The 24,873-nt window shown below is 62.4% G+C and carries 19 protein-coding genes and 1 riboswitch; of the genes, 5 read left to right on the top strand and 14 right to left on the bottom strand.

Features of this window, described 5'->3' with window-relative positions:
• Nucleotides 1–12: 12 nt before the first annotated feature.
• Nucleotides 13–609 carry a DNA-3-methyladenine glycosylase I gene (locus ACAX43_RS23290; protein WP_370710762.1) on the top strand — a complete coding sequence of 199 codons (597 nt, stop codon included), beginning with the start codon at nt 13–15 and terminating at the stop codon, nt 607–609.
• 225 nt (nt 610–834) lie between these two features.
• On the opposite strand, the gene rpsU is transcribed toward ACAX43_RS23290, so the two are convergent.
• From rpsU to ACAX43_RS23265, 5 genes are all read right to left on the bottom strand, one after another.
• Nucleotides 835–1,047: a 30S ribosomal protein S21 gene (rpsU, locus tag ACAX43_RS23285; RefSeq protein ID WP_006050883.1), complete on the bottom strand. Its 213-nt coding sequence runs from the start codon at nt 1,045–1,047 to the stop codon at nt 835–837.
• A 360-nt stretch (nt 1,048–1,407) separates the two neighbouring features.
• Complete coding sequence (locus ACAX43_RS23280; RefSeq protein ID WP_370710761.1) at nt 1,408–2,349, bottom strand: aldo/keto reductase; 942 nt, start codon at nt 2,347–2,349, stop codon at nt 1,408–1,410.
• A 341-nt stretch (nt 2,350–2,690) separates the two neighbouring features.
• A complete protein-coding gene (locus ACAX43_RS23275; protein ID WP_370710760.1) occupies nt 2,691–3,785 on the bottom strand; it encodes a phosphoserine transaminase in 1,095 nt (364 codons plus the stop codon).
• Between the two features lie 26 nt (nt 3,786–3,811).
• Nucleotides 3,812–5,053, bottom strand: coding sequence for a RimK family alpha-L-glutamate ligase (locus ACAX43_RS23270; RefSeq protein WP_370710759.1), 1,242 nt, complete (start codon nt 5,051–5,053; stop codon nt 3,812–3,814).
• Nucleotides 5,054–5,178: 125 nt separating this feature from the next.
• Complete coding sequence (locus ACAX43_RS23265; RefSeq protein WP_370710758.1) at nt 5,179–7,068, bottom strand: tetratricopeptide repeat protein; 1,890 nt, start codon at nt 7,066–7,068, stop codon at nt 5,179–5,181.
• A gap of 389 nt (nt 7,069–7,457) precedes the next feature.
• Between ACAX43_RS23265 and ACAX43_RS23260 the strand changes: the two genes are divergently transcribed.
• On the top strand, nt 7,458–9,863 hold the full coding sequence (locus ACAX43_RS23260) for a flagellin (RefSeq protein ID WP_370710757.1): 2,406 nt from the start codon (nt 7,458–7,460) through the stop codon (nt 9,861–9,863).
• A 147-nt stretch (nt 9,864–10,010) separates the two neighbouring features.
• On the opposite strand, the gene ACAX43_RS23255 is transcribed toward ACAX43_RS23260, so the two are convergent.
• Nucleotides 10,011–10,217: a hypothetical protein gene (locus ACAX43_RS23255; RefSeq protein ID WP_370710756.1), complete on the bottom strand. Its 207-nt coding sequence runs from the start codon at nt 10,215–10,217 to the stop codon at nt 10,011–10,013.
• 7 nt (nt 10,218–10,224) lie between these two features.
• Between ACAX43_RS23255 and fliD the strand changes: the two genes are divergently transcribed.
• Genes fliD through ACAX43_RS23240 form a run of 3 tightly spaced genes read left to right on the top strand, consistent with a single transcriptional unit; the run spans nt 10,225 to nt 13,278 of the window.
• On the top strand, nt 10,225–12,429 hold the full coding sequence (fliD, locus tag ACAX43_RS23250) for a flagellar filament capping protein FliD (protein ID WP_370710755.1): 2,205 nt from the start codon (nt 10,225–10,227) through the stop codon (nt 12,427–12,429).
• Nucleotides 12,430–12,489: 60 nt separating this feature from the next.
• Nucleotides 12,490–12,924, top strand: coding sequence for a flagellar export chaperone FliS (gene fliS / locus ACAX43_RS23245; RefSeq protein ID WP_370710754.1), 435 nt, complete (start codon nt 12,490–12,492; stop codon nt 12,922–12,924).
• A 6-nt stretch (nt 12,925–12,930) separates the two neighbouring features.
• A complete protein-coding gene (locus tag ACAX43_RS23240; RefSeq protein WP_370710753.1) occupies nt 12,931–13,278 on the top strand; it encodes a flagellar protein FliT in 348 nt (115 codons plus the stop codon).
• A 119-nt stretch (nt 13,279–13,397) separates the two neighbouring features.
• Here ACAX43_RS23240 and ACAX43_RS23235 read toward each other — a convergent pair whose 3' ends face one another.
• The 8 genes from ACAX43_RS23235 to ACAX43_RS23200 all read right to left on the bottom strand — a co-directional run bounded on the left by ACAX43_RS23235 (nt 13,398) and on the right by ACAX43_RS23200 (nt 24,545).
• Complete coding sequence (locus ACAX43_RS23235) at nt 13,398–15,770, bottom strand: carbohydrate-binding family V/XII (RefSeq protein WP_370710752.1); 2,373 nt, start codon at nt 15,768–15,770, stop codon at nt 13,398–13,400.
• Between the two features lie 100 nt (nt 15,771–15,870).
• The gene (locus ACAX43_RS23230; RefSeq protein WP_370710751.1) at nt 15,871–17,853 is read right to left on the bottom strand and encodes an alkyl/aryl-sulfatase; all 1,983 of its coding nucleotides are present in this window, start codon (nt 17,851–17,853) and stop codon (nt 15,871–15,873) included.
• 149 nt (nt 17,854–18,002) lie between these two features.
• Nucleotides 18,003–19,184, bottom strand: a complete 1,182-nt coding sequence (locus tag ACAX43_RS23225; protein ID WP_370710750.1) for a BamA/TamA family outer membrane protein — start codon at nt 19,182–19,184, stop codon at nt 18,003–18,005.
• 15 nt (nt 19,185–19,199) lie between these two features.
• The gene (locus ACAX43_RS23220) at nt 19,200–20,168 is read right to left on the bottom strand and encodes a transporter (protein ID WP_370710749.1); all 969 of its coding nucleotides are present in this window, start codon (nt 20,166–20,168) and stop codon (nt 19,200–19,202) included.
• A 101-nt stretch (nt 20,169–20,269) separates the two neighbouring features.
• A complete protein-coding gene (locus tag ACAX43_RS23215; RefSeq protein WP_370710748.1) occupies nt 20,270–21,754 on the bottom strand; it encodes a DUF1254 domain-containing protein in 1,485 nt (494 codons plus the stop codon).
• A 28-nt stretch (nt 21,755–21,782) separates the two neighbouring features.
• Complete coding sequence (locus ACAX43_RS23210) at nt 21,783–21,938, bottom strand: hypothetical protein (protein ID WP_370710747.1); 156 nt, start codon at nt 21,936–21,938, stop codon at nt 21,783–21,785.
• Between the two features lie 24 nt (nt 21,939–21,962).
• Complete coding sequence (locus tag ACAX43_RS23205; protein WP_370710746.1) at nt 21,963–22,742, bottom strand: hypothetical protein; 780 nt, start codon at nt 22,740–22,742, stop codon at nt 21,963–21,965.
• Nucleotides 22,743–23,534: 792 nt separating this feature from the next.
• Complete coding sequence (locus ACAX43_RS23200; protein ID WP_370710745.1) at nt 23,535–24,545, bottom strand: sodium:calcium antiporter; 1,011 nt, start codon at nt 24,543–24,545, stop codon at nt 23,535–23,537.
• 106 nt (nt 24,546–24,651) lie between these two features.
• A riboswitch (yybP-ykoY riboswitch) is annotated at nt 24,652–24,823 on the bottom strand.
• Between the last annotated feature and the right edge of the window lie 50 nt (nt 24,824–24,873).

Raw genomic sequence — 24,873 nt, 5'->3', positions numbered from 1 at the left:
GGGAGCGCGACAGTGACACAGCGATGCAACTGGGTATCGAGCGAAGCGCTCGCACACTACCACGACACCGAATGGGGTGTGCCCTCGCGCGACGATCAGCATTTGTTCGAGTTGCTTGTGCTGGAAGGCGCGCAGGCCGGTTTGTCGTGGTCGACGATTCTCAACAAACGGGCCGGCTATCGCCGCGCGTTTGCCGATTTCGACATCAACAAGGTGGCGCGCTTTACGCCCAAACATGTCGATGCGCTGGTGTTGGACGAAAGTATCGTGCGCCACCGCGGCAAAATCGAGGCGGCCATCACCAACGCGCGCGCCGTGCTGCAGATTCAGGCCGAACACGGCTCGCTGGCCAACTTCGTCTGGTCGTTTGTCGATCAGACGCCGATCCAGAACGATTGGGCATCGTATAAACAGGCGCCTGCATCCACCGAGGTCTCGGACGCGCTCAGCAAAGGGCTGAAGCGTTACGGCTGCAAGTTCGTCGGCTCGACGATCTGCTATGCGTTCATGCAGGCGGTCGGCATGGTGAACGACCATGAGGCGAACTGCATGTGCCGCGCGCGATGCGTGGCGCTCGGCAAGAAGGGACGCAACCGCAAGGCTGGCTGACGCGCGGAGCATGCTGGGTTGCTTATCCGAAAGCCCGCTAGCCACGTCCACGTCCACGTCCACGTCCACGTCCATGTCCCGGCATGGCACGCCACGTCTGACGCCAAAAGCAAACCGGCAACCGTCAAAGCAACACCCCCAAGGCAAACCGGCGCTTCAAAAGCAAAACGGCGATGTGGCTTCTTTCGAAGCTCACACCGCCGTTCGGCGTGCGTAAAAGCGTGCTTAGTGCAGCTTTTTCGGCAGCATCTGGCTGCGCAGGCGCTTGTGCAGGCGCTTCACAGCAGCGGCCTTCTTGCGCTTACGTGCCGTAGTCGGCTTTTCGTACGATTGACGCTCACGCAGTTCAGCGATCAGGCCATTCTTTTCGATTGCGCGACGAAAGCGGCGAATCGCCACTTCGAACGGCTCGTTTTCCTTCAGAAGAATCGTCGTCATGTAATTCCTAACTCAATCACTTGATACGGGTTAATTGCGTGGCGGGAGACCGCTCACGCGCCGGCCCTCCGGTCGTTTCGATTCGTAGCCAGTAACAGGCAAACGCGGGGAGAACCCCGGCCAAACCACGAATGAAACGCGAGGCAAAGCGGCCACGGAGGCCGGAAAAGAGAGGTGGGGAGTTCACCGCGGAACGCGGACAGACGTAATGCAAAAGCCGCGTCTGTTGCCATTTCGCCAACCTTTCATCAATGAAAAAACATTGACGAAACAGGCAAAGATCTCAATTCACTCCTGATGATATCAGGAAACTCTCCATCCTACCAGGGGTTTAGCGGTTACACCAGGCCAGTTACGCGGTCAGGCGCTCGCCTCGTTCAGCTCGCGGATATCGGCGCCGGTCAGCATCAAGTGCACGGCGGCGGCAAGGCTTTTGAGTTGATCAACCGAGGTCGCGCTGGCAATTGGGGCCGTTACACTCGGGCGGGCGATCAACCACGCCAGTGCAACGGTGGTCGGCGTACTGCCGTGCCGCTCGGCGACCCGGTCGAGCGCGCCCAGAATCCGCAAACCGCGTTCGTTTAGATACTTCTCGACCCGGCTGCCGCGCGCCTTGTTGGCCAGATCTGCTTGCGAGCGGTATTTGCCGGACAGAAATCCGCTTGCAAGACTGTAATACACCACCACGCCGAGCTGATTGGCGAGCGCCACGGGCTCGATATCGCGCTCGTAGGCGGCGCGATCGTACAGGTTGTATTCCGGTTGCAGCAACTGATATTCGGGCAGGCCGTGCTGGCGGGATACCGCGAGCGCTTGCTCGACGCGCGCGCCGCTGTAGTTCGACGCCCCGATCACCCGCACCTTGCCGGCCGCGATCAGCTTCTGGTAGGCGCCGAGCGTTTCCGCGAGTGGCGTCTCGGCGTCGTCGTCGTGGGAAAAATAGACGTCGATGTAATCAGTTTGCAGGCGCCGCAGCGAATCTTCGACCGCCGCCTGAATGTTGGCGGCCGACAAGCCCTTGCGCTGCGGATGCTTGGAGACCTTGGTGGCGAGCACGATCTTGTCGCGCTTGCCCCTCTTCTTGAACCACTTGCCGATGATGGTTTCCGACTCGCCACCCTGGTTGCCCGGCACCCACGCGGAATAAACATCGGCGGTATCGATAAAGTCGAGACCGGCGTCGACGAACGCATCGAGGATCGCAAACGAGGTCGCCTCATCGGCGGTCCAGCCAAATACATTGCCGCCAAACATCAGCGGCGCAACCTGCAATTCCGAGTGACCAATCCGGCGTTTTTGCACAATTCCTCCACGGTTTTTTCCAGAGAGAAACAGAGAATACGCCGTCTCGCTAGCCCTTGCAGCGCGACCCCGGGACGATCCGACGACTTTGCGGCGAAGAGCCCAACGCGAAAGCCAGGCGGCCGGCCGCCGCACCGTCTAGTTGTGCAGCCGGCCGGGCTCGCGCGCCCTTCGCTGCGCGGTGCTCGTTCCCGCAGCAACCGGGCGGCGTGCCTGCCATGATTCCCGTCAAGCCACGAACTCGTCGAGCGTCCTAATCAGGTCGTACACGATTGAAATCCGGAATTGCGGAGTACGCTGAGCCTGGGGGCGACACGACTGTCAGCCCCCTTTGTTGGCGCTCACACGCGTTGCAGACTGAATTCCGTCAGGACATTCGTCAGGAGATCGACCGCCTCCTCCGTAACGGCGTTGTATAGCGACGCCCGCACCCCCCCAATCGAACGATGGCCCTCCAGCCCGATGATCCTTTGTTCCCGCGCGGTCTCGATAAATGCATTGTCGAGTCGCGCATCGCCAAACGTAAACGCCACGTTCATCTGCGAGCGCCACGGACGATCCGCGTGGATCGTCACCGCATCGCCCAAAGCGTCCAGTGTTTCGTATAACCGCTTCGCCTTGCTTTCGTTGATTCTTTGCATCGAATGCAAACCGCCGATCTCGAAGCGCAGCCAACGGGTAATCAAGGTCATGACATAGATCGCGAATACCGGCGGCGTGTTGTAGTTCGAGCCATGTGACACATGCGTGCGAAAGTCGAGAATGGCCGGCAAGCCGTCCGGAATCCGTTCGAGAAGAGAGCGTTTGATGACCGCCACCGTCACCCCTGCAGGACCCAGGTTCTTCTGCGCATGGGCATACATCATCGAGAACAAATCTGGCCGGAACGGCTTCGACAGAAAATCGGACGACATATCCGCAATAAGCGGCACCGGCATCTGGTCTTCACAAACAGGAAATTGCAAGCCCTCCACGGTCTCGTTCGACACGTAGTGCAGATAAGCGGCCGATCTCGACACATCCAGCGCCTGAAGGTCGGGCAATTGCCGATAGCCCGTCGCGTGACCATCCCACGCGACCTTTCGCGCGGTCACTTTGGCCGCTTCCGAGGTCGCCCGGCCGCTCCAGTAGCCGGACGTCACGTATTCCGGCGGCGCACTGGCCTGGGAGGCGAAATTCATGGGAATCATCGCGAACTGCAGACTGCTGCCACCCTGCAAAAATGTGACCGCGTAGTCATCGGAAATGCCGAGCAGGCTGCGCAGGTTCTGTTCTGCTTCATTCAATATCGATCGAAACCAGTCTGATCGATGGCTCATGCCGAGCACAGAGATGCCCGTCTCCGGCAGACTCGCCACGGCCTCACGGGTTTGCTCCAGCACGGTTTCCGGAAGCGCACCGGGACCACCGGAAAAATTCAATGTGTTGGATTTCATGGTTCGTGGACAAGCCTTCGGTTGAATTAACATGAGCCCGCAGCCGCGCGGCGCAGCATCTGCTGAAATGCATTGAAGACTCGACGCATTTGCGACGCCTTATAAGGAAACGTGTCTGGATCGTCCATGTCATGCACGACCATCGCGGTGGCAATCTCGAAGATGAGCAGGCGGCCATCGCTCGTTTCGGCGCAGTCGAATCCTACGTAGTCCAGATCAGTCGTTTCCGCAATCATGCGAAGCGCTTCGCGGTGACGCACTGCAAAGTCGGAATCGAAGTTCGCCATGAGGCGCGCTTCCTCTTCCCGGCGCTCAGGGTGCGCAATCATCTCGGCGTACGGGTAGTGGACCATCCATTCGCGCGAAATCCCCATATGGCACACGAAAGGCGCGCCCTCGATCATCACGATCCGGTACTTACGGAACAAGCCGTCCGCGCTGCTGTAGTCGATAAAGGGCGCGACGTAATATTCCTGGATGTCCGTGCCGTTCACATAACGTGCAAGGTCAAGCCCGTCAGACACTTTCACCAGCCCTTGTCCGGCGTGCGAGCCCACCGGCCTCACAATGAAAGGGTACTGTCCGTCGAGCACATCCGACAGATCGAACGCGCCCGACGCGGCTTCGAGAATCCGCTCGCGGGACAGCCGCACGGTGTGGGCCATGCAAATCCCGGGAACCTTGCCCAAGAGCGCATAGGCGGCGTCACGCGTCGTGTGCGAGATGCGCTCGGGCCGGTTGAGCACCCGACAATCGGCGCGACCGGTCAGCGCTGCGATTCGAGCGAGCGGGTCAGCGTTTTCATCCAACGCGCAGGCGGCGACGAGAATGACATCGTGTTCCGGCAAACTCGCGTCCTGAGGCAAATCTCCATCAACGTACAACACGTCGACCTGAAGGTCGGCGTTCTCAACCAGGCATTCAAACGGCGTATTCGCCATGAGATCGCCAGGGGATTTGAGCACGAGCACCTTTACCGGCGCCTCGGCCGAATGCGCACTCGTTAGCCGGTAGTGCCTGCGCATTTGAATGGCCAGTGTCTGAACGGCGAGTGCGGACGCTTTCTGATATTTGAGCTGCAGCACCAGGGACAAATCGAGCAGGGCGTACGGATCCCCATAACGCTGGCTATGCGCGAGCAAGCGTTCCCCTAGCGGCGTGAGATCGTTTCCCGCTGTCGCTTCTCTGAGCAAAGTGGCCAGACCCAACGGCTGATAAGCCGGTGGGTGCCCCGGCTCCGCCGTGAGCCGTGTCTGAACAGGATTCATGGATAGGACGCTTCGATAAAGTGATGCAGGGTGACTGCGCGGAGACTTCAGATCGAGCCCCCAACGCAGATTACTGGAACCGGACGGAACACAAAGAAGGAACAGAGGACGAAATAGCCGCCTATTCACGTGAACCGCGCGACTCGTAACGAAAGCTCCTCGCGCACTCGCGTGATCACCCCGCCCCAGTCATGCATTACCGTCTGGCGAAAAAGGCGCGCACTCGGGTACCAGGGCGTGTCGGCGCGATCGTGCATCCAGCGCCAATCCGGAAAGTGCGGCAGCAGAATCCACACCGGGCGTGCGAGTGCTCCGGCCAGATGGGCGATCGAAGTGTCGACCGAGATCACCAGGTCGAGTTGTTCGAGCAATGCCGCCGTATCGGCAAAGTCTTCCAATTGGGCACCAAACGAGATGACGTTGGCATGCCGCTCCAACACCGCGCGATCCGCGTCGCGGAGCTCTGGCTGCGGGATCACCCAGTCAACGCCGGGTAAGTCAAAGCAGGCTTCGAAAGCAACGAGCGGAATCGAGCGCAGTGCGTCGTTCTTGAACTGCGGATTGCCGGCGTTGGCGAGACCTACCCGCAATCGTCCCGTCGCGCTGCGGGCCCCGAGCCGCTCGCGCCAGAGCGCTTGCCGCTTTGCGGGTGCACGAAGATACCCGCTCGGGTCACGGGTGGTGTCAGGCGTCGTCCGGAGTAGGCGCGGCAGACTGAGCAGCAGGCATTGGTGGTCGCCATCGGGTCGCGCATCGCCGCGCGCAACGATCTCGACGCCCCAGTCCCGGCTCACTTCGTCGAACAACGGCCGCAGCGGCGCTTGAACCTCAAGGATCACGCGCTGCGCGAGAGCCGCCACCTGCGGCGCATAACGCGCGAACTGGATCGTGTCGCCGAGGCCCTGTTCGGCAATCAGCAGAATCGTCTTGTCGGCGAGCGACTCTTCGCCGGACCAGCACGACGGCAGAGTTTCGAGCATCCGCTGTCCTTCGCGCTTGCCATATGCGCGCCAGCCTTCCGCATAGTCGCCTCGACGCAGCAGCAGGCCCGCCTCGTCGAGCCAGGCCTCATCGAAGTCGGGACGCACGCGACGGGCCGCCTGAAGGCACGCCAGCGCCGCGTCGTCGGCACGCATCATCGCCAGCGCGTTACCCATATGACGTAGCGTCGTCGCGCGGTTCGGCTCGAGTTCCAGCGCACGTTCGAACCAGGGTAGTGCTTCCGCAGGTTGACCGCCTTTGCCCAGCGCCAGTCCGATCGACTCGCAGATAGCGGATGTGGGTAAAGCGTGGACCGGCAAACACGGATAGCTGAGCGGCGACGGCGACGTGCGAGTCTGCGCCGCTGCGTCGGTGTCCTGCTGCGCGCGTTCCGAAAGCTCCAGGGCGCGCGACAGCTCATGCAACGCGGCCAAGGCTCGGCCGAGCTCCATGAATGTCTTGCCGATACCATAGTGTGCCCAAGCCAATGACGGTTCGAGCACGGCCGCGCGCTGATAGGCGGTAAGCGCGTCCGGCAACCGGCCCAACGCCGCCAATGCGTCGCCGCGCGCAGCGTGGGCGCATGCGTCGCCGCGCGCAGCGTGGGCGCATGCGTCGTCGGCATTGCCCGCGACCGCATTGTCCGCTTGCGCCAACGCTTCTTCCGGTGCATCGAGCGCGAGGAGCGTGCGCGAATAGGCGAGCTGGAGTCGCGACGTTATCGGGGGATTGTCCACGCCTGATGTATCCGCGGACACATCGCCCCCCAGAACGGCTTCGAACCGCTCACGCGCCGCGATATGTTCGCCTGCGGCCGAAAGCGAAAGCGCAAGGCGAGCCTGCAGGCCGGGCAATGCCGGCACAGCAATCTCTGCAGCTTTTAAAAGCGTGGCGGCGTCCGCATGGCGGCATTGGATATCGAGGATTGCGGCGAGCCGCAGCAATGCGGGCGCGCTCGCATGCGCCTCGGCGTAGGCGTCGGCTTCCAGACCGGTATGCAGACCGGCGCGCATTCGACAAAGCGGGTCCGTCATAGGCGTAACCAAGGGTGTTGACAAGTGAATGCCGTCATTCTTAATCAGGTCGACGACAGACAAAGGTCGGAACAGCGGCTTAAGTTACCGCTAACTTGAGGAATCGCCACTTGCAGCATGGCTGCGTCGAATCGCCCGCGTGCGGCCCGAAGGGGTGCGGTCAGGCCGTTCCGCTGGCTGGCGAAACGGACAATGGACCGGCGTCGCACAAGACTCGGGCGCGCTCGTCAAGGTGAACTGTGGCGGCACGCGCGGAGTACACCGGCTAAAGATTTCCGGAACCTATCCGATAACCCACTTAACGACGGCAAATGGACATCGCAGTGCACGGCCGTACGTTACGGCGGACTTGCCGGAATGTGCAAACCATTGAATATAGGAGTAATTGAATGACTACGGTTATCAATACCAACATTGCGTCCCAGATTGCGCAGAACTATTTGCAGAACAACCAGGCCGCGGTGACTAACGCAATCACCCAACTGTCGTCGGGGCTCTCGATCAACAGCGCCGCAGATAACCCTGCTGGCCTCGCGATTGCGACCACACTGCAAGCGCAGATCAACGGCCAGACCGTTGCGACGCAGAATGCGAATAACGGCATTTCGCTCGCGCAAACCGGCGAAAGCGCACTCACGCAAATCACCAACAACCTGCAAACGATTCGTCAGCTCGCGGTGCAAGCGTCGAATGCGACAAATTCGGCAGCAAACCGCGCGGCGCTGAATCAGGAAGTGCAGCAAGGCCTGGCACAGATCAACACGATCGCTTCGACGACGCAGTTCAACGGCCAGACGCTGCTTGACGGTTCGTTCGGCACGCAAAATTTCCAGATCGGTGCAAACGCAGGCCAAACCATCGCCGTGAACCTGAGCGCTGGCGCGAAAACCAGCCAGATCGGCCAGACCTACGCGACGTCACTCACCTTGGCCGGCACTTCTGGCCTGGCAAACCAGCCGTTGAGCCTCGCAGTCGGCGGCGCAGCACCCATCACGATCTCGAACGCAGTGGCGGGTACGGGCGCTGGCCAAAGCGCAGATAGCGCCTACGCAGCGGCAGCGGCGATCAACAACGCCGACATCTCGGGCCTGAGCGCCAGCGCAAGCAACTCCCAGCAGTTCAGCCTGTCGACGGTGAGCAATGCATCCACCACGGCGTCCGAAACCTATAACCTGACGATCAACAACGTCAACATTTTCGGCGCCACCGGTCAGACCTTGAGCGCCAACGGCGGCTCGATCTCGACGACCAACCTGGTCAATGCGATCAACCAGTACTCCAGCCAGACCGGCGTATCCGCCGCGCTGAACAACGACGGCTCGGTAAACCTGGCCGCTGCCGATGGCAGCAACATCACCGTGTCGCAAAGCGGCGGCGCCAACGTGACCGGCGGCCTCGACAACACTGCGTACACCGTCGGCAACGGCACCTACGGTAGCCTGAGCGCAACCTCGTATGCTGGCGCCTCCAGCACGTCGGGCGAACTGCAAGGCACTGTGCATCTGCAGTCGGCCAGCGGGATCTCGTTGAGCGGCGGCGCGGCTGCATCGATCCAGGCACAGAACGCAGCCAACAGCGGCGCGCAACTTTCTGCCGGCGCGCAGACGCTGTCCGGCGGTACCTTCGCGACGCCGGGTGCCACCCTCGGCGCCGGCGCTTTTGCGATCAACGGCGTCAACGTCACCGCCACCTCGGGTTCGAACCTGACGGTCTCCCAGATTGCCGCAGCGATCAACAGCAATTCGTCGCTGGCTGCGAGCGGCATCACCGCAAGCGGCAGCACGGGCAAGCTGGTGCTGTCGGGCACGTCGACACCGATCACGGTCAGCGGTACTCAGGCCAACAACATCCTGGGTCAAACCACCGCGACCAATGTGGTCGGGACGACGTTGACCGATGCCAACGTGGCGGCGGCCCTCGGCGCCCCCGCCACGCTGGCGGCCGGCCAATTCACGATCAACGGCATCAACGTGACGGGCAGCGGCATCTCCACGGTCGCGGGCCTCGAAAGCGCGATCAACAATAATACGCAGCTCCAGGCGCTCGGCATCACCGCCTCCGGCGCATCTGGCGCGTTCGCGATTAACGCCAACTCACCGATCGCGATCAAGGTCGGCGGCACGCTTGCAGCGGGATTGACGCCTGCCGCGACGCAAACGGTTGTCGGCGCCGGTAACGACGCCGCGCTGGCCAATGCTGCCGGCAATTTCACGTCGCCGCTCACGCTGACGGCCGGCCAACTTACGATCAACGGCACCTCGGTCGGAGCAGGCACGTACACGACTGTCGCGTCATTCACAGCTGCCGTCAAAGCCGCGTCGGGCAATGCAAACCTCACGGCGTCGCTTTCGGCTGGTGGCACGCTGACGGTCGCGACCAGCGATGGTTCGGCCTTCACCATTGGCGGCACCCAGGCGGCCACGCAGCTCGGCGAAACGCTTGCGACTCAGGCTGCCAGCTCTTACTCGGTGAACCAGAGCGGCTCGCTCGCCGGCATCGACGTGCTGTCGGTATCCGACGCGCAACACGCCATCCAGGCCGTGGATGCCGCGTTGAATCAGGTCAACACGATGCAGGGCGAACTCGGTGCAGTTCAAAACCGCTTCTCCTCGACGATTTCGAACCTGAGTTCGTTGACCCAGAACGCACAATCCGCCCAGTCGTCGATTCAGGACACGAACTACGCCAGCGAGACGTCGGCGCTGTCGCGTGCCCAGGTGCTGTCGCAGGCCGCCCAGGCAATGGTCGCGCAGGCGAACCAGCTGCCGCAGCAGGTCCTGAAGCTGCTCCAGTAAGGCAATGACGCAGTAAGCAGGTAGTATTTGGCCGGCGCTCAGGCGCCGGCCGGTTTTGGAGGCGGCACACCAGGCGCGCCGCCTCCAAAACCGACGCACCACTGGCGGATGCCCCGCGGCCGCGCAGACGCAGATGCACCGCCACGTTCAGCGCAAAGCCCGCACATGGCACCGCTCGAGAAGGAAAAGGCTCAGCATGGCTACATCGATTACTCCGACCAGCAGCACGGCGACGCCCGCCACCGGCACCACGACCAGTACGAGCAGCAGCGCATCGACGCCGTCGGCCTCGTCGGTCATCTCGTCGGTCGGCCTTGGCCTTGGAACCACATTGCCGATCAGCCAGGTGCTCACGGGGTTAATGCAGATAGAGAGCATTCCGCTCACGCAGTTGCAAAAACAGGTAAGCGGCGTCCAGACGGAGATTTCCGCTTACGGCCAGCTCAGCTCGGCACTCGCGACGTTTCAGCAATCGCTGACGAAACTGAATCAGCCAACCGAGTTCCAGACGTTCAGCGCGACCTCCAGCAATACGTCGGCGCTCACCGCGAGCGCGGTTGTCGGCGCCCAGGCGGGCACGTACACCGTCGCCACGACACAACTGGCGCAGGCGCAGTCGCTCGCGACAGCCGGGCAGGCCAGCCTGAACACACAACTGGCGAGCGGCAACGGCACGTCCACCGTCACGTTCACGTTCGGCACACAAAGCGGTTCGACCTTCACACCAAATCTGGCGCAAAGCACCGGCAGCATCACAGTCAACAGCAGCAACGATACGCTGGCGGGTCTGCGCGACGCAATCAACAGCGCCAACCTCGGCGTCACCGCCTCGATCATCAACGACGGCAGCAGCACGCCGTACCGGCTCGTGCTGACGTCGAACACAACCGGCGCCAACGAAAGCATGCAGATCTCGGTGCAAGGCGACGCCGGCATCAGTTCGCTGCTGACCTACTCGCCGGGTACGGCTGGCACAATGACCCAGACCGTGGCAGCGCAGAACGCCAACCTGACAGTCAACGGCCTGGCGCTCACCAGTTCGACCAATACAGTCGCAACCGCCTTGTCCGGCATGACATTGAACCTCCAGCAGACGGGCACATCGACCGTCACAGTCGCAAATAATTCGAGTGCGATCCAGAGCGACATCGGCAATTTCGTCTCGGCCTACAACACACTGCAGAGCACGATCAGTTCGCTCACCGCCTACAATCCCGGCGGCACCAATGGCCCGCTGATCGGCGACGCCACCACGACGCAGATCGAGAACCAGTTGCAGCACGTGGTCGCCAACGCGCTGCCCGGCACCGGCACCGGCTATTCGTCGCTGTCCGCTGTCGGCATCGCGCTCAACAACGACGGCACACTGTCGGTCGACAATTCGACCCTGTCCCGCGCGCTGCAAAGCAACCCCAACCAGTTTGCCGCGCTGTTCGGCACCGCCGGCTCCGCAACCAACAGCAACGTCACGTACCTGATTGGCGGCGCCAACACGCAGCCCGGCTCGTACGCGGTCAACATCACGCAGGCCGCGACCCAAGGGGCCTTCACTGGCTCGTCCGCACCGACATTCGACACCGCGACCGGCAGCGTCGCACTCGGCAGCTCGACCACCATCGCGCCGGGGACCACGCTCTCGCTGACGATAGGCGGGGCGCCGACCACCGTAAGCCTGACCGCGGGCACCTACACAGCCGCCGGTGCCGCCACCATGCTGCAAAGCGCGATCGGTGCCGCCGCCACAGTGACCCAACACAATGGCGTGCTGAGCGTCACGCCGGCGGGCGGCGGCGTTCAGACGATTTCGATTTCCGACGGCGGCAGCACCGGCGCGACCCAGCTCTTCGGCGGCAGCGTCAGCAACAACTCGACCACGATCGCGTCCGGCGGTCTGCCGCTGGCCGTGACGGTGGACGGCGCGATGACGAACGTCACGCTTGCGGCCGGCATCTATACGCCTTCGCAGCTTGCAACGGCACTGCAGACCACCCTCAACACCAACACCACGCTGCAGCAGACCGGCGTGTCGGTCAACGTGACCCAGAACAACGGCGTGCTGAAACTGGCATCGACGAGCTACGGCTCGCAGTCATCGGTCTCGATCGCCGGCGTGGGTGTGGCGCAGCTCTTCGGCAGCTCGTCGACGTCCACTAGCGGCCTCGATGTACAAGGCACGATCGGCGGCTATGCGGCAACCGGCAATGGTCAGGTGCTGGCCGTCGGCAACACCGGCCCGGCGGCCGGCCTGCAGATTCTGGTGAGCGGCAACAGCACGGGCGCACTCGGCGCCGTCAACTACTCGCAGGGTTTTGCTTCGCTGTTGAACGCAGTCGTTACGAGCGCGACCAATTCGACCAGCGGTTCGATCACGAATGCGACGAACACGCTCAATACGCAAATTTCATCGTTGCAGACGCAGCAAACGAATTTGCAGAAGTACATCACGCAAGTGCAGCAGCAGTACCAGGCCCAATTCTCGGCACTGAACGCGATGGTGGTCCAGATGCAATCGACCGCAAGCTTCCTGCAATTGACCTTCAATCCGCCTACCTCATCCGGCCGTTAACGGAACCACGTCGCAAGGCAAGCCGTATGCCGGCCCACCCGCAAGAAGAGGACAGTATTCATGTATTCGCCAGGTAAGTTTGGAGCAGACAGTTATGCACGCGTTGGCATCGAGACCAGCGTGCACGGCGCAAGCCCGTATGAACTGGTCGCGCTGCTGTTCCAAGGCGCGCGCCGCGCGATCCGCATGGGCCGCGTGCACATGCAGAACGGCAACATCCCCGAGAAAGGCAAGTTGATTTCGCAAGCCATCATGATCGTCGGCGGGGGCCTGCAGCAGGGACTCAACCTCGAGCAGGGCGGTGATCTCGCGCAGCGCCTGAATGCCCTGTACGACTATATGACGCGCCGCCTGCTCGAGGCTAATTTGAAGAACGACCCGGCGCTGCTCGATGAAGTCGATGGCCTGCTCGCGAACATCGAGGACGGCTGGAATGGCATCAAGCCGCAGATCAGGAGCTCGACCGGCCTGACACAACTGACCACCACCGCCTGATTCGATATGGAACCGATCATCACCGCCGATCAGTTGCTTATGCGCTATGCCAGCATCCTCCAGGTAGTGGAACGGATGCTAAGCGCAGCGCGCGAAGACAATTGGGATACCGTAGTCGAATTGCAGGCGCAGTATTCGACACTGGCCGATACCCTGCGGCCAGTCGACGCGAGCGTCCCGCTCGATGACTCGCAGCGCCTACGCAAGCACGACCTGACCCGTAAGATCCTCGCGGACGAGGCGGCGGTGCGTGAACTGGCGGCGCCGCGCCTCGCGCGGCTGTCCGCGCTACTGGAAAGCGGCCGCCACACGCGCGCGCTGCACAAAATGTACGGCCTGTCGGCACACGGCTAAACGTCGAATACCGTTACTGAGTGATTCAACGGGAAGCTCACCCTGCCGCCGGTGATGAGCAACGAGTTCCTCGCGTGACAGCGAGTAGGTGATCTGCCTCCGACCAGCCGGCGTGCGCCTCACCGCCTGAACCGCCCGCCCCCGCCGCCGAAGTGCCGCTGCGCCTGAAACTGCCCGCTTGCCCGCGCATTCCCAAGATCATGTCCCTGCTTGAGCGAGTCGAGCCGTTGCGTCTGACTCGCGCTCGGCTGAACCGGCTGCCAGCCGTCGGCGCCGTGTTGCTCCCAGCCGCCGCCTTGCTGATGCCGGTAGACGTTGCCGTCGCTGCCCGCATACACGTTGCCGTTATTCCACGCGACGGCGCGCCCGGTGTCCTTGTTGCCCACCACACCGCGCGTGCCCGCCTCGTGGTCGCCTGAATACGCATTGCCGGTCACGCCGGCGCCGGCCGCGCCGTAGCGGCCCGTCTGCGCGTTGTAGCCGGCGCGCTGTCTGCCTGCCGCGTAATCGCCGGTGGCTTCGTTGCCTACCACGCCGCCGCGCGCCGCGCCGCTGCGTCCCGTCGACGGATTACTGAACGAGCCTTGCCGGCCGGCCGCGAAGTTGCCGTTGTACGCATTCTCGACCGCGCCGCGGCTCGCCTGGAAATGGCCGCCGGTGTACGGATTGAAACCCGATGCGGCCGAGCCGGCCCAGCTATTGCCGGTCCAACCGTTCCAGCCGCTCGCATGAGTGACGGTGCCCTGCCCCCAGCGGCCGTAGATATTCGCCTGGTTGACGTTCGCGTATTGCCAGCTCCACGGACCGCCGCCCCAATACGGTCCCCAGTACGGCGACGGTGCGCCCCACGTGGCGCCGATCGCAAAGCCGAAGGCGAAGCCCACCGTAGTGCCGAGCGCGAAGCCCGCGCCGTAGCCATAGGTGGCCGGATAGCCGTAATAGACGTCGCCGACATACGGCGCGTACACATAGCCGGTGCCATACACAACTGTGCCGTCCGCATTGACGACCACGCCCATGTAGCCCGGCGTATAACCGACCACCACCGTATCCGGCGTCGCCGAATAGACGTGGACGTATGTCACGTAATGCACGGGCGACGCCGCCGGAATCGTATAGATCGCGGCCGGCACGGTATCGGCGACGTGCCACGGCCCACTCGCCGCGCTCGCGGTGAACCAGATCCCGTTGGCGACGGCGAAGAATTGCGAAGGCGCGGTCTCGATCACCGGCGTCGCCGTGTTCACCGCATACGAGAGCGATGTGCCCGCGATGCCGACGAACTTCGGCGCGCCGTCATAAACGACCTTCAGCGTGGTGGTCTTGCGCGACACGGCCGCGGTCTGCGGGATGGTTGCGGCAATTGCCGCCTCTTTGGCCTGCGGCGTGCCGGGCACGGAGACGAGCGCGTTCGCATGCGGATCGTCGGCGGCGATCTTCGCGAAATCGGCGGGCAGGTTCTTACCGTCGACAAAGGCCCACGGGCCTTTCAAACCGGCCGCGCTGAACCAGCGGCCCGACAGCAGCAGGTAGTAACGGTTGTCGCGCGGTTCGACAAACAGGGCGTGGTCGGCGTTGGTGACGGAGAGCAGATTCACGCCCTTCACCGGTTGCAACGCCGGCTTGCCGTTCGTCACCACCAGCTCCGCCGGCTGCGCGGCAACCACCACGTCCGGCGCCTGTGCAGGCTTCTTGCCGTCGGCGGGCAACATCGGGTCGGACTTCAGATTCGTCTGCGCGTTTTTCGCCGCGGCGACCAGCTCACGCGGCGGCGCTGCATTCAGATGCCATGGACCATCGAGCGCGGGCGCGTCGTACCAGTAGCCCGCGGCGTTCAGATGCAACGTGCCGGTCGTGTCTCTAAGCAGCATCGCGCGCGTGTTGATCAGGCGTTGATAATGCGTATCGCCGAACGCGCGCCAGTTCGCGTCGCCGTCCACCAGCACGAGCAACGTGGGCCGTTCGGCAAAGATGATGTTGGGTACGTTGTTCTGCACCGCGAGGCCCGGTTCGCCGCCTTCGTGGGTGCTGGCGTAACTGGCCTGCAACTGCTCGAGCGAGGTGGTGAGGCCGTCTTCAGGTACCCGCGCCTGCAAGGCCGTTTTCACGCCGGCGGCGGCACCGGGTGTCGCCGGCATGTCGACCTGGTCGAAAACGATATCGAGCAGTTGCACCGTCGAGCTGGCCTTGTCGATTTCGGCGCGCGCCGTGAAATGCGCGACACCGTAGTTCGGCGTGGCGCTCTTCGCGCCGACCGCGAAGGCCGCGCGGCCTTCGATCCGGTTGCCCTGCCACACTTCCACCTGCGGCTGATACAGCTCGATGCGCTGCTCCGCGCTGTCAAAATCGCGCGGCCACGCGGTCGGAAGGGGATGCAATGCGGGCTGCACCGCGGCGGCGGCGAGCGCCTGCGCAGGCGTGGCGAGCGTCACCGCCAGCGACGTGCAGACGCCGGCGAGCAGCAGCAAGGATCGCTTCATCGTGGTCTTCATGGCACACGTTTCCTTCAGCATAAACATCGGCGAGTCGAGAACATCGGCACGGGCGGCTCGCTGCAAGCCGAGCCGCCCACACCTTCTGCAAGGCAGACTGTTACGGCGTCACGATGTTGAACATCGGATTGAAGCTGTCCAGCATGCTGAACAGTTCAGTCACCTTCTGCGAATCACCGGCCACCTTGGCCCGACCCGACTGCGTTTCCTTGTCGAGCGTCTGGCCGCCCATCAGCAGCGATGCAAACGCGTCCTTGCTCATGGTCAGCGTGGCGTCAGCATTCGGCAGCGTCGCGTTCGGCGTGTAGATCAGCACCGAATTGCGCAACTCGATTGCGTACTTCTCGCCGTTGCCGAGCTCCCAGTTGATGGTCGTATGCTTGCCGCTCGCCTTCGGACCGTTCAGGCGAATGCCCATGTAGTCCAGCAGCAACGACGGGTTCATCGCCGCCACCGCATCCGGCGTAACGGTGTTCACGCCCGGCACCTTCGGCACGCCGTTGCGCAGTTCATAGGCGCCCATCAGATATTCGTTACGCCACGTCGGGTTTTCGGTCTGGTAGCCGAGCTGTTCCAGCGCGTCCGCTTCGAGATTGCGCGCTGCCTTGTTCTGCGGATCGGCGAACACCACCTTGTTCATCGCGGTGGCGACCCAGCGGTAGTTGCCCTTGTCGAAGTCCTGCTTCGCCTTCGCCATCACGGCATCCGCGCCGCCCATGTAACGCACGAATTCCTTCGACTCCTGTTCCGGCGGCAACGGATGCAGGTTCGCCGGATTCGAGTCGTACCAGCCGAGATAGCGCTGGTACACCGCCTTCGAATCGTGATTCACCGAGCCGTAATAGCCGCGGTTGTACCACTTCTTGCCGATGGAATCCGGCACCTGAATCTGCTCGCCGATCTCCGTCATCGTGTAGCCCTCGTTCGCGAGGCGCAGCGACTGATCGTGGAGGTACTTGAACATGTCGCGAGTCCCGGCGATATAGCTGACCGCCCGCTCCTGCCCCCACGTCGGCCACTGATGCTGCGAGATCACGACGTCGGTCCTGTCGCCGTAACGAACGATTGCTTCGTTCAGCACCTTCCACCAGTTCGACGCATCGCGCACCTGCGCGCCACGCAACGTGTAGAGGTTGTGCAACGTATGCGTCGTGTCTTCGGCGGTATCGAGCACCTTGAACTGCGGCATGTAGATCAGCATTTCGGACGGCGCTTCCGTGCCCGGCGCCATCTGGAATTCGAACTGCACTCCGCCGATGGTGCGCGTCTCGCCCGTCTTGCTGATCGTATCGGTCGGCGCGATCAGGCCGAGCGTGCCGAACGAGGTGGTCTTGCCGAGGCCGGCGTCGATCTGGCCGCGCGGGCTGGGCGGCAGGAAGGCGCCGTATTGATAAAGCGTGCGACGCCCCATCGCATTACCGGCGAACACGTTTTCGCTGACGGCTTCGGCGAGGAAACCTTCCGGCGCGATGATCTTCACCTTGCCGCTCTTCACGTCTGCTTCGTCGACCACACCCTTTACGCCGCCGTAGTGGTCGGCGTGGCTGTGCGTATAGATCACGGCCAGCACCGGCTTCTTCGGACGATGCTGGTAGTACAGGTCGAGCGCGGCGCGTGCCGCCTCTCTGGTGACCAGCACGTCGATGATGATGATGCCGTTCTCGCCCTCGACGATCGTCATGTTCGCCAGATCGAGGCCGCGCACCTGGTAGACGTGATCGGTGACCTTGAACAGGCCGTTGAACATGTTGAGCTGGGCGTTGCGCCACAGGCTCGGGTTCACCGTATCCGGCGCCTGGCCTTCCAGGAACTTGTACTTGTTCAAACTCCAGCTGATGCCGCCGTCGTCGGTCTTGATAACGCCGTTCGGAATGGTCGCGATGAAACCGCGCTGTGCGTCTTCAAAGTCCTGCTTGTCGTCGAACGGCAGTTGCTTGTAGACCTCCGCGTTCTCCTGCTTCGTGATCACGGTGGCCTCCTTGTTCGGTGCGGCCGTTTGCGAGACGGCTGCGTGCGCCATGCAAAGCGTCGCGACAGCAATCGTGACAGCGGTGAGCCGCTGATAGCGTCTTTGTTTTTCCATCGTCATTTCCTCGAATCAACAAAACATCGGCACCTGCCGAACTAAACAACATCGAATCGCGGCTTGCTTCAACCCGGCGTACCAACGAATACCGGGCGGATGCCCCGTCTCCTCTGTGAACTGCGAACCATCAGCGCCGCTCGTTCGAATCAGCGCCAGGCGCTGCCCACCTGCACGTAAAACGCGTTCTGCCCAGGCCCGTGCGCGACGTCGATGCCCATCGTCACGCCGAGCTTGCGCGCAATCAGATAGCGAAAGCCGGTTCCGAAACCGAAGGCGGTGGGGGCATCCGAAAACGAATGCAGATGGCCATACGCTTTGCCGACGCCGCCGAAGCCGAGCACCGACCAGCGCGGTGTCAGGTTCCAGCGGATTTCGGCTTCGGCGGTAAGCTGGTTGTTGTCCTGGAACTTCGCGTCGGACACGCCGCGCAGCGACACGTACGGCTGCGCGAAAAACGGAATGTTTCCCTGCGAGAAGCCGGTATCGGCACGCAGACCGAGGACCCAGCTCTTCGACAGCGGAATCCACTGGTAGCCACGGGCGGTCTGCTCCTGAAAGTTGGTCGAACTGCCGAGGCCGCCTCGTGCAAGGTCTGCTTCGAGCTCGGCATAGGTGCCGCTCGAGGGATAGAACATGTTGTCGCGTGTGTCGTAATCGACCACCACGCCGCCCTTGGCGACGCGCTGGTCTTTCTCGAACGAGTGAATGCCCTCCGGAATGACCGGACCGAAACGTGTACTCGCGTCGAAGAAGGTATAGCGCGGGCCGACATACCAATGACTGTTGCCGAGCCTGAACAGTATCTGCTGCACGAGCGCGATGCCGTCCAGCTGGTAGGCACGCGGCTGATTCAGGATGCCGTAGTAGTTCAGATGCAGCCCCACCTTGCCGATTACGCCGAGGTAGCGGATGTGGTCGTCGTCCCATGTGTGAAAGTGCATCAGACCGACGCCCCAGCTATGCGTGCCGGTCGCGAAGCCGCCGAGGCCCGTGATGTTCGGCGGCGCTTTGGAAGCACCGGGCGCGTCGGCACTTTTCTTTGGCAGCGAAAAGTAGAGCAGGCCGAGACCGAGACCGTAGCCGACCGCCGGCTCGGTAATCAGCGTCGGTACAGGCAATACGCCGCGATGCGTCAGGAGCAGGTCGCTCAGGTCGAATGCGCCGTCTTCGGGGTCGGTGAATTTCGACTCCGCGTGGCCGTGGATCGACATGAGCAGCAACGCCGCGACCACCGCCGAGACGCGCAGCCCGCGGCTGCGGGGCGCGGCGGCCTCGATGGGCGTTGCGGCGCCGCCGGAAAACGACAGACGCACGGAATGGCGGGACAACGGGCGCATCGTCCGTTACTGGAAGGTGGCACTGACCGACAGCTCCACCGCATTCCCCTTCGGCCGGTTGCTGACGTTGAACTCGTTGACCCAGCGCAGCGACGCCGACACCGGCGTTTTCTGGAGCTTGCCCGACCAGGTGACCATTGGCCCGATACCGACCGAATGCCCCTGGTTGCCACCGGTGGCATCGGCAAGTCCACCGCTGTCATGGCCGATCTGCTGGATATAGCCACCCACCACACCCACGCCCCAGCCACCGAAACGCTTGAGCGCCAGCAGGTCGAGTACGCTGACCGGCGCGTTGTGATAGTGCGTGTCGTTGTTGGGCGTGTAGAACTCGACGCCGTAGTTCAGCGACAGCTCGATCTCTTCTTTCGGAAACAGCTTCGTGTAGGCGACCGTCGGCGTGAAGGTCCATGTGTTCTGGCCGGCATTGGCAAGCCGTCGCATGCTGTACGCGCCGGTCGGCGCATAAATCTGCACGCTCAGCGCAATGTGGTCGGTCTTGGTCAGGTGATAGCCGGCCACCACCGGCGTGAAGAAGATGTCGGCGAACTGGGTGTTGCGGTCGTTTGGCAGACGGCCGTGAAACGACGAGATGTCGGTGTACTGGAACGGCACCCCGAACGTGGATGCGAAGTTCCAGCCGCCCGCGGTGATGCCCCACGTCTTGACCGCATTGACGATGGTGTACATGGCTGTCACGTCGACGCCGGCCGTGATCTGGCCCGCAATGGGAATCGTCTTGCTTGCGCCCAGCGAGCCTTCGTAATAGATGGTGGTGGCCGACACGATCCAGTCACTGGTAGGCGGCACGACACCGGCGTACGGCGTGACCTGCTGGCCGGTGATCGGCCTGCCAAGGCCACCTTCAGTGGCCCACCCTTGCTGTGAGAGACCCACGCCGACGGTGGTAAGAAGCGCGCCCGCGTACAACCTGGCGCGTGACCGGCTTGCGGAAAAACGGTTTGGGCGACGCATAGTCATCCTCATTAAATTGGGTTTTCCGCATTCTCACTCAGCGGAACAAGGTGTGGACGGACTGCGGCCGCAGGCCGCGTGCCTGCACGACGGCGCGTTCCTCACGGTTCGCGCTTGATCGGTGGCGGCGTCCAGCTGCCGTCGATTACCGGTTGCTGCGGCCAATAGGCGCGTATATACAGCGAGAACGCTTCATTGGCCGGCGCCGGCAGCCAGTTGGCGAGTTTGTCGTCGGCGGGACTCGTGTTCTGCACGTAGAGCGTCAACGAGCCGTCGTCATTGAACTTCAGGTCCTGGTTCTTGGTGCCGAGCGAGTAGCGGTTCTGCGCGTTCGGCGAAAAGAAGTGGTGCGAGTTGTATAACGTCAGCGACCAGAAGCCTTTAACTGGCGGCAAACTCTCCTTGGCAAACGTCACGGTGTAGCGTGCGTTGCCATCGAGGCGTCCACCAGATGCGTCGGCGTCGGCGTAGAAATACTTTGTCTCGTTAGGCTTGTTGACGAAGATGTTCGACTTCGCCACGGCCGTGCGCGTGTAGTAGTCCGTGCCGAATGCGGCGCCGTTGCTGATCGAGTTCCAGTTGGCGGGCAGCCGCTTGCCGAAGGTGTTGAAGTTGAACAGCGGCGTGACCAGATCCGTCTCGGCCCTGGCCGCCTCGTCGACAATAGCGGCCTTGAGCGCCGGATCTTTCCGCGCCGCCGCGATCACCGCGCGCGCCTGCGCGTAGAGTGCTTCTTCGCCGCGCTGCGGCGGCGCCTCGTCCAGCACCGTGGGCAGTTGGTCCCAGAAACGGTTGGGATCGACCCACTTGATCTCTTCGGCATTGCCGCCCGCGCCGTCGGCTGCACCGAAGCTCGGCAGCTTCGACCAGTCGGTCTCCTTGACCTTGCCGTTATATTCCGCGAGCGGATACAGGCCGACCTTCGCAAGCACCGATTGCACGGCCGCGCGATCTTGCGGCGTGTCGTCCATGAAAACGCGCGGAATAAAGCTGCCGACTCCGGTCGACGAGCGGAACACCTGGCGAATGCCCTTCGGCACCTGGCCGTGCCAGTCGGGACCGGCTAACAAATAGAAGCCCGGCCGCGTGCCGTACATCTTGCCGAGACTCGCGAAACCGTCGGTACGCAAATCGACGGCCTGATAGACCCAGAAGCGTTTACCGAAATCGGGCACCTGGACGACCACCGGCGTGCGGTTCAGATCCAGGATCGCGGAGCCGTAGACCACATCCTGATTCGGGCACGCGACAAAACGCTCCTGCGGCTGGATATAGTCGCGCAGCATCGACAGATGATTGGGCGGTGCGACTGGCACGATGCCACCATTCAGACCCGGCTGCGGCACCTGCTTCATCGCCAACAAACGGCCGTAGACGTTCACCAGCGGCCACGCCCAGAAGTACGTCTGGCGCGCCACCAGCCGGGCATATGCCTCGGAGATCGCGTAGCCGGCCACGGGGCCCGGCACGGACGCCGCGGCAGCCGCCGCATGGGCCGGCTGGCCCTGCTGTGTCTTCGCCAGAATGGGTGCGGCGACCGACGCCAGCACGGCAGCCGTGACCCAGGTCGCGGTTTTCCTGTTCATATCCTTGTCCGGTTCGTCCATGCGCGGCTTAGCGCTTTTTCGGCTCGGGGAATTTCCAGCTGCCGTTGGGCGCGGCCTGATCGGGGCCGTAGATACGGGTGATCAGGTCGTAGGTGCCGGCCGGCGCCGGCAACCCGTTCGATGCGCGGCCCACGCCGGGCGACATGGGTTGGATAAACGTCATGTCCAATCTCTCTCAGGTCCTGGTCTATTTGCCGAACGTCATGTTCAGGCCGGCGAAGATCGTGAACTTCGGTACACCCGCGCCAGAATGGGCGACGGAGTACTGCGGTTCAATGAACGCGTTATAGATCGTCGAACCGCCCTTCCACGCCTTGCCGACGCCGAGGCCGACCGGAATGTAGTAGCTGCCGTGCTGCAGGTCGAAAGTCCACGTGCCGGTCGAGCGGATGTACCAGCCGCCCGGCAGGTTGAAAATGCCGAACGGTTGCGCGGTGAGGGACTGCGTGGTCGGCCGGCTGCTTTGTCCGGCGAAAGAGTGCTGCCATTGCACCAGCGCCCCGACAAGCCGCGCCTTCGTCGCGCTGACGGCGACAGCGGCAAGGCCCGCTTGCCACTTGCCTGTGCCGAGGCTCGGATCGGTCGCTGTCGGCATGGTCACGAGCGGACCCACGCCGATCTGCACGTCGCCTTGCGAGAGCAGGAAGATGTCGAACAGGTTCAGGTCGCCGAGGCCGGTGTTATAGCCTCCGCGCGGGTCGGGGCGAGTGCTGACCGGCACGGTGGCGCGGAAGATTTCCGGCACGCCGATCAAGCTGTTCGGGCCGATCGGCACGGTGGGACGCAGCAGCAGATCGTTGGTGTGCGCGCTCGCGCCGAACACACTCGGCGTGTAGTAATTCTGGATATTGAATGAGGCAGCCAGATTGAGTGGGTTATTACTTTTATTGGCTTCGTCAGCCGATGCCTGAGCGAACGCCGGCGACAATACCACCGAAGCGGCATATAACGCTGCAGACCAAGCCACGCACTTGCAACCCATTCTCATACCTCGTCTATGGGCACTTCTTATAGGCGAACGCATTCCTTTACCCAATGCACATAAAGCAAAGAGAAATAGCGTTCGTATTTTCTAATTAGTTTCGGGCACGCGTTCGCCCACCCGGCAGCCACGCGCGACCGGGTAAAAGATGTAAAGCAGATGAGGCGCGCGATTAAATCGCGCTAAGTCTCTCGAACAATCTGGAAAAGCAATACGACGGCATATTGGGCGTGCATGGACGCTCCTTGAACAAGAGAGACGCAACACAAAACGAAGCCAGCGGTCGGTAAAAAATTCCATCAACTGCGTCGTTGCGGAATATTAGCAAACGTTATCCCAAATTTACAGAGATAAAATTGTAACATGATCGAAAGGAACGCCGAATCAAAGCCATATGCACTTTTTCTCGAATTCAATTGGCATCTTTTCGCCATGTCCGCATGCGGTTTTTAGTTATTTCGGACAGGCCTAACTCCCTGCGCGCAATTGACGCGGCCGAACGGGAAATGCTGCTGCCGCAAAAAATCCGCAGAGACTGCAATAACCGCTTTACCCGATTAGACTGGCGCTCGCTTAAAGTTCGACTCACTCCTTTTACGAGGCCTCATGATTCGCTCGGTGCACTGGTACTGCATTGCTTTGCTTTGACCGTTGTGGTTCTTTCAGCTTGCACCGTCACGCCGCGCTCGTGCGCCAATGGTTCGACTCCGCGAGCGACGCGCGCTTTAACCGGCTGTACGCCGACCTCGCGTATCAGCCGATGCTCGAATTGCTCGCTCAGCGGGTCAACGTGATCACCAGATAACTGGCATACAGCACGCCGCACACCAGCAGTGCCCACACCGGCACGCCGCGCTCGCGCACGTTGATCCGCAGCCACGCGGCGGAGGCGAGCGTGATCACGATGCCGGTCACCACTTCGATGCGCGGCGTCCAGGGCGTCAGCAGAATCCCGATCGCGGGCAGCAAGGTGCCTTGAAACACCATCGCGCCGGTGATGTTGCCGAACGCGAGCGTGTCCTTGCCGCGGCGAATCCACAGGATGCTGTTGACCTTCTCCGGCAATTCGGTAGCGATCGGAATGATCAGCAGCGACAGCAGCAGCGGCGAGATGCCGAGCACCTGCGAGACGCCCCGTACACCGTGAATGAAGCCTTCCGCCCCCCACACCAGCAATGCGACAGCCAGTAACAGTTGCACCGCGATGGTTGCGAGGTTGGTTGGCACACCGAGGCGCGCCAACAGCATCTTGCCCGCCGCTTCGGTGCCGTGACCCGCATCGACCAGTTGGTTCGATGCGCGAAATGTCATCACCACATAGGTGATGTAGACGCCGACCAGCGCCGCGCTAAAGAGCGCCCGTACGATCATCTGTTCATGCGGCACGTACATCGCGGCAGCCGCCAGCACGAAGGCACACAGGAAGTAGTTCAGATCGCGCGTAAAACCCGTGCGCTCCGGCATGACCCAGCCTTTGGCGCCGCGCGAGCCGAGAATCGCGAGCGTCATCAGGAAAGTGGAGAGGGTGGAGAGCATCAGCGGCGCGCCGAGAATGGCGCCAACGCCGATCTCCTGATTGACCGCGCTATCGGCCGTGCCGCCGGCAATCGCGAGCAGCGGGACGAGGGTTTCGGGCAACGCGGTGCCGACCGCCGCGAACAGTGAGCCCGTCACGCCCTCGGAGATATTCAGGCGCTCGCCGAGATGTTCCAGCGCATTGGTGAAGAGCTCGGCCGCCACCAGAATGACGACCAGCATGATGGCGAGTTCGAACACGAGACCGGTCATGCGCGGCTCCCTGGGCATGCAAAGGGCAAGCGGCGCGACGGACGACGACGACCAAATGGAGGGACTGGCAGGGTACAACGATATTTCACAGGGCAACTCCGCGGTCGGACGTAGATGACGAACCAATGACGCACCGCCACCCGTCCGACCAGAACGAAGCAGTACGCCAATGGTCTCGCCAAACCGACCCGGTCGAACGCGCCATGACCCGCAGGCCAAGTATGTTGACGCGCTCTCCTTCAAGGAATGAAGGAAGGCTACTCCCCAGTGACCGGGGGATTCTAACGGGATGTGCGGCTTTCAACAAGCTTGAGGATCTGGCTTGAGA

The sequence above is a fragment of the Paraburkholderia sp. IW21 genome (assembly GCF_041321145.1).
In the GTDB taxonomy this organism is placed as follows: Bacteria; Pseudomonadota; Gammaproteobacteria; order Burkholderiales; family Burkholderiaceae; genus Paraburkholderia.
Note: the sequence above shows the minus strand (reverse complement) of the source record. Positions and strands in the feature narration are given on the sequence as shown.

What these genes read in the sequence shown, in the direction of transcription:
- ACAX43_RS23210 (WP_370710747.1), bottom strand. Translation starts at nt 21,938, where the DNA reads ATGACGTTTATCCAACCCATGTCGCCCGGCGTGGGCCGCGCATCGAAC.
- ACAX43_RS23230 (WP_370710751.1), bottom strand. Translation starts at nt 17,853, where the DNA reads ATGGAAAAACAAAGACGCTATCAGCGGCTCACCGCTGTCACGATTGCT.
- ACAX43_RS23220 (WP_370710749.1), bottom strand. Translation starts at nt 20,168, where the DNA reads ATGCGTCGCCCAAACCGTTTTTCCGCAAGCCGGTCACGCGCCAGGTTG.
- ACAX43_RS23265 (WP_370710758.1), bottom strand. Translation starts at nt 7,068, where the DNA reads ATGACGGACCCGCTTTGTCGAATGCGCGCCGGTCTGCATACCGGTCTG.
- ACAX43_RS23215 (WP_370710748.1), bottom strand. Translation starts at nt 21,754, where the DNA reads ATGAACAGGAAAACCGCGACCTGGGTCACGGCTGCCGTGCTGGCGTCG.
- ACAX43_RS23275 (WP_370710760.1), bottom strand. Translation starts at nt 3,785, where the DNA reads ATGAAATCCAACACATTGAATTTTTCCGGTGGTCCCGGTGCGCTTCCG.
- rpsU (WP_006050883.1), bottom strand. Translation starts at nt 1,047, where the DNA reads ATGACGACGATTCTTCTGAAGGAAAACGAGCCGTTCGAAGTGGCGATT.
- ACAX43_RS23200 (WP_370710745.1), bottom strand. Translation starts at nt 24,545, where the DNA reads ATGACCGGTCTCGTGTTCGAACTCGCCATCATGCTGGTCGTCATTCTG.
- fliS (WP_370710754.1), top strand. Translation starts at nt 12,490, where the DNA reads ATGTATTCGCCAGGTAAGTTTGGAGCAGACAGTTATGCACGCGTTGGC.
- ACAX43_RS23240 (WP_370710753.1), top strand. Translation starts at nt 12,931, where the DNA reads ATGGAACCGATCATCACCGCCGATCAGTTGCTTATGCGCTATGCCAGC.
- ACAX43_RS23235 (WP_370710752.1), bottom strand. Translation starts at nt 15,770, where the DNA reads ATGAAGACCACGATGAAGCGATCCTTGCTGCTGCTCGCCGGCGTCTGC.
- ACAX43_RS23270 (WP_370710759.1), bottom strand. Translation starts at nt 5,053, where the DNA reads ATGAATCCTGTTCAGACACGGCTCACGGCGGAGCCGGGGCACCCACCG.
- fliD (WP_370710755.1), top strand. Translation starts at nt 10,225, where the DNA reads ATGCAGATAGAGAGCATTCCGCTCACGCAGTTGCAAAAACAGGTAAGC.
- ACAX43_RS23260 (WP_370710757.1), top strand. Translation starts at nt 7,458, where the DNA reads ATGACTACGGTTATCAATACCAACATTGCGTCCCAGATTGCGCAGAAC.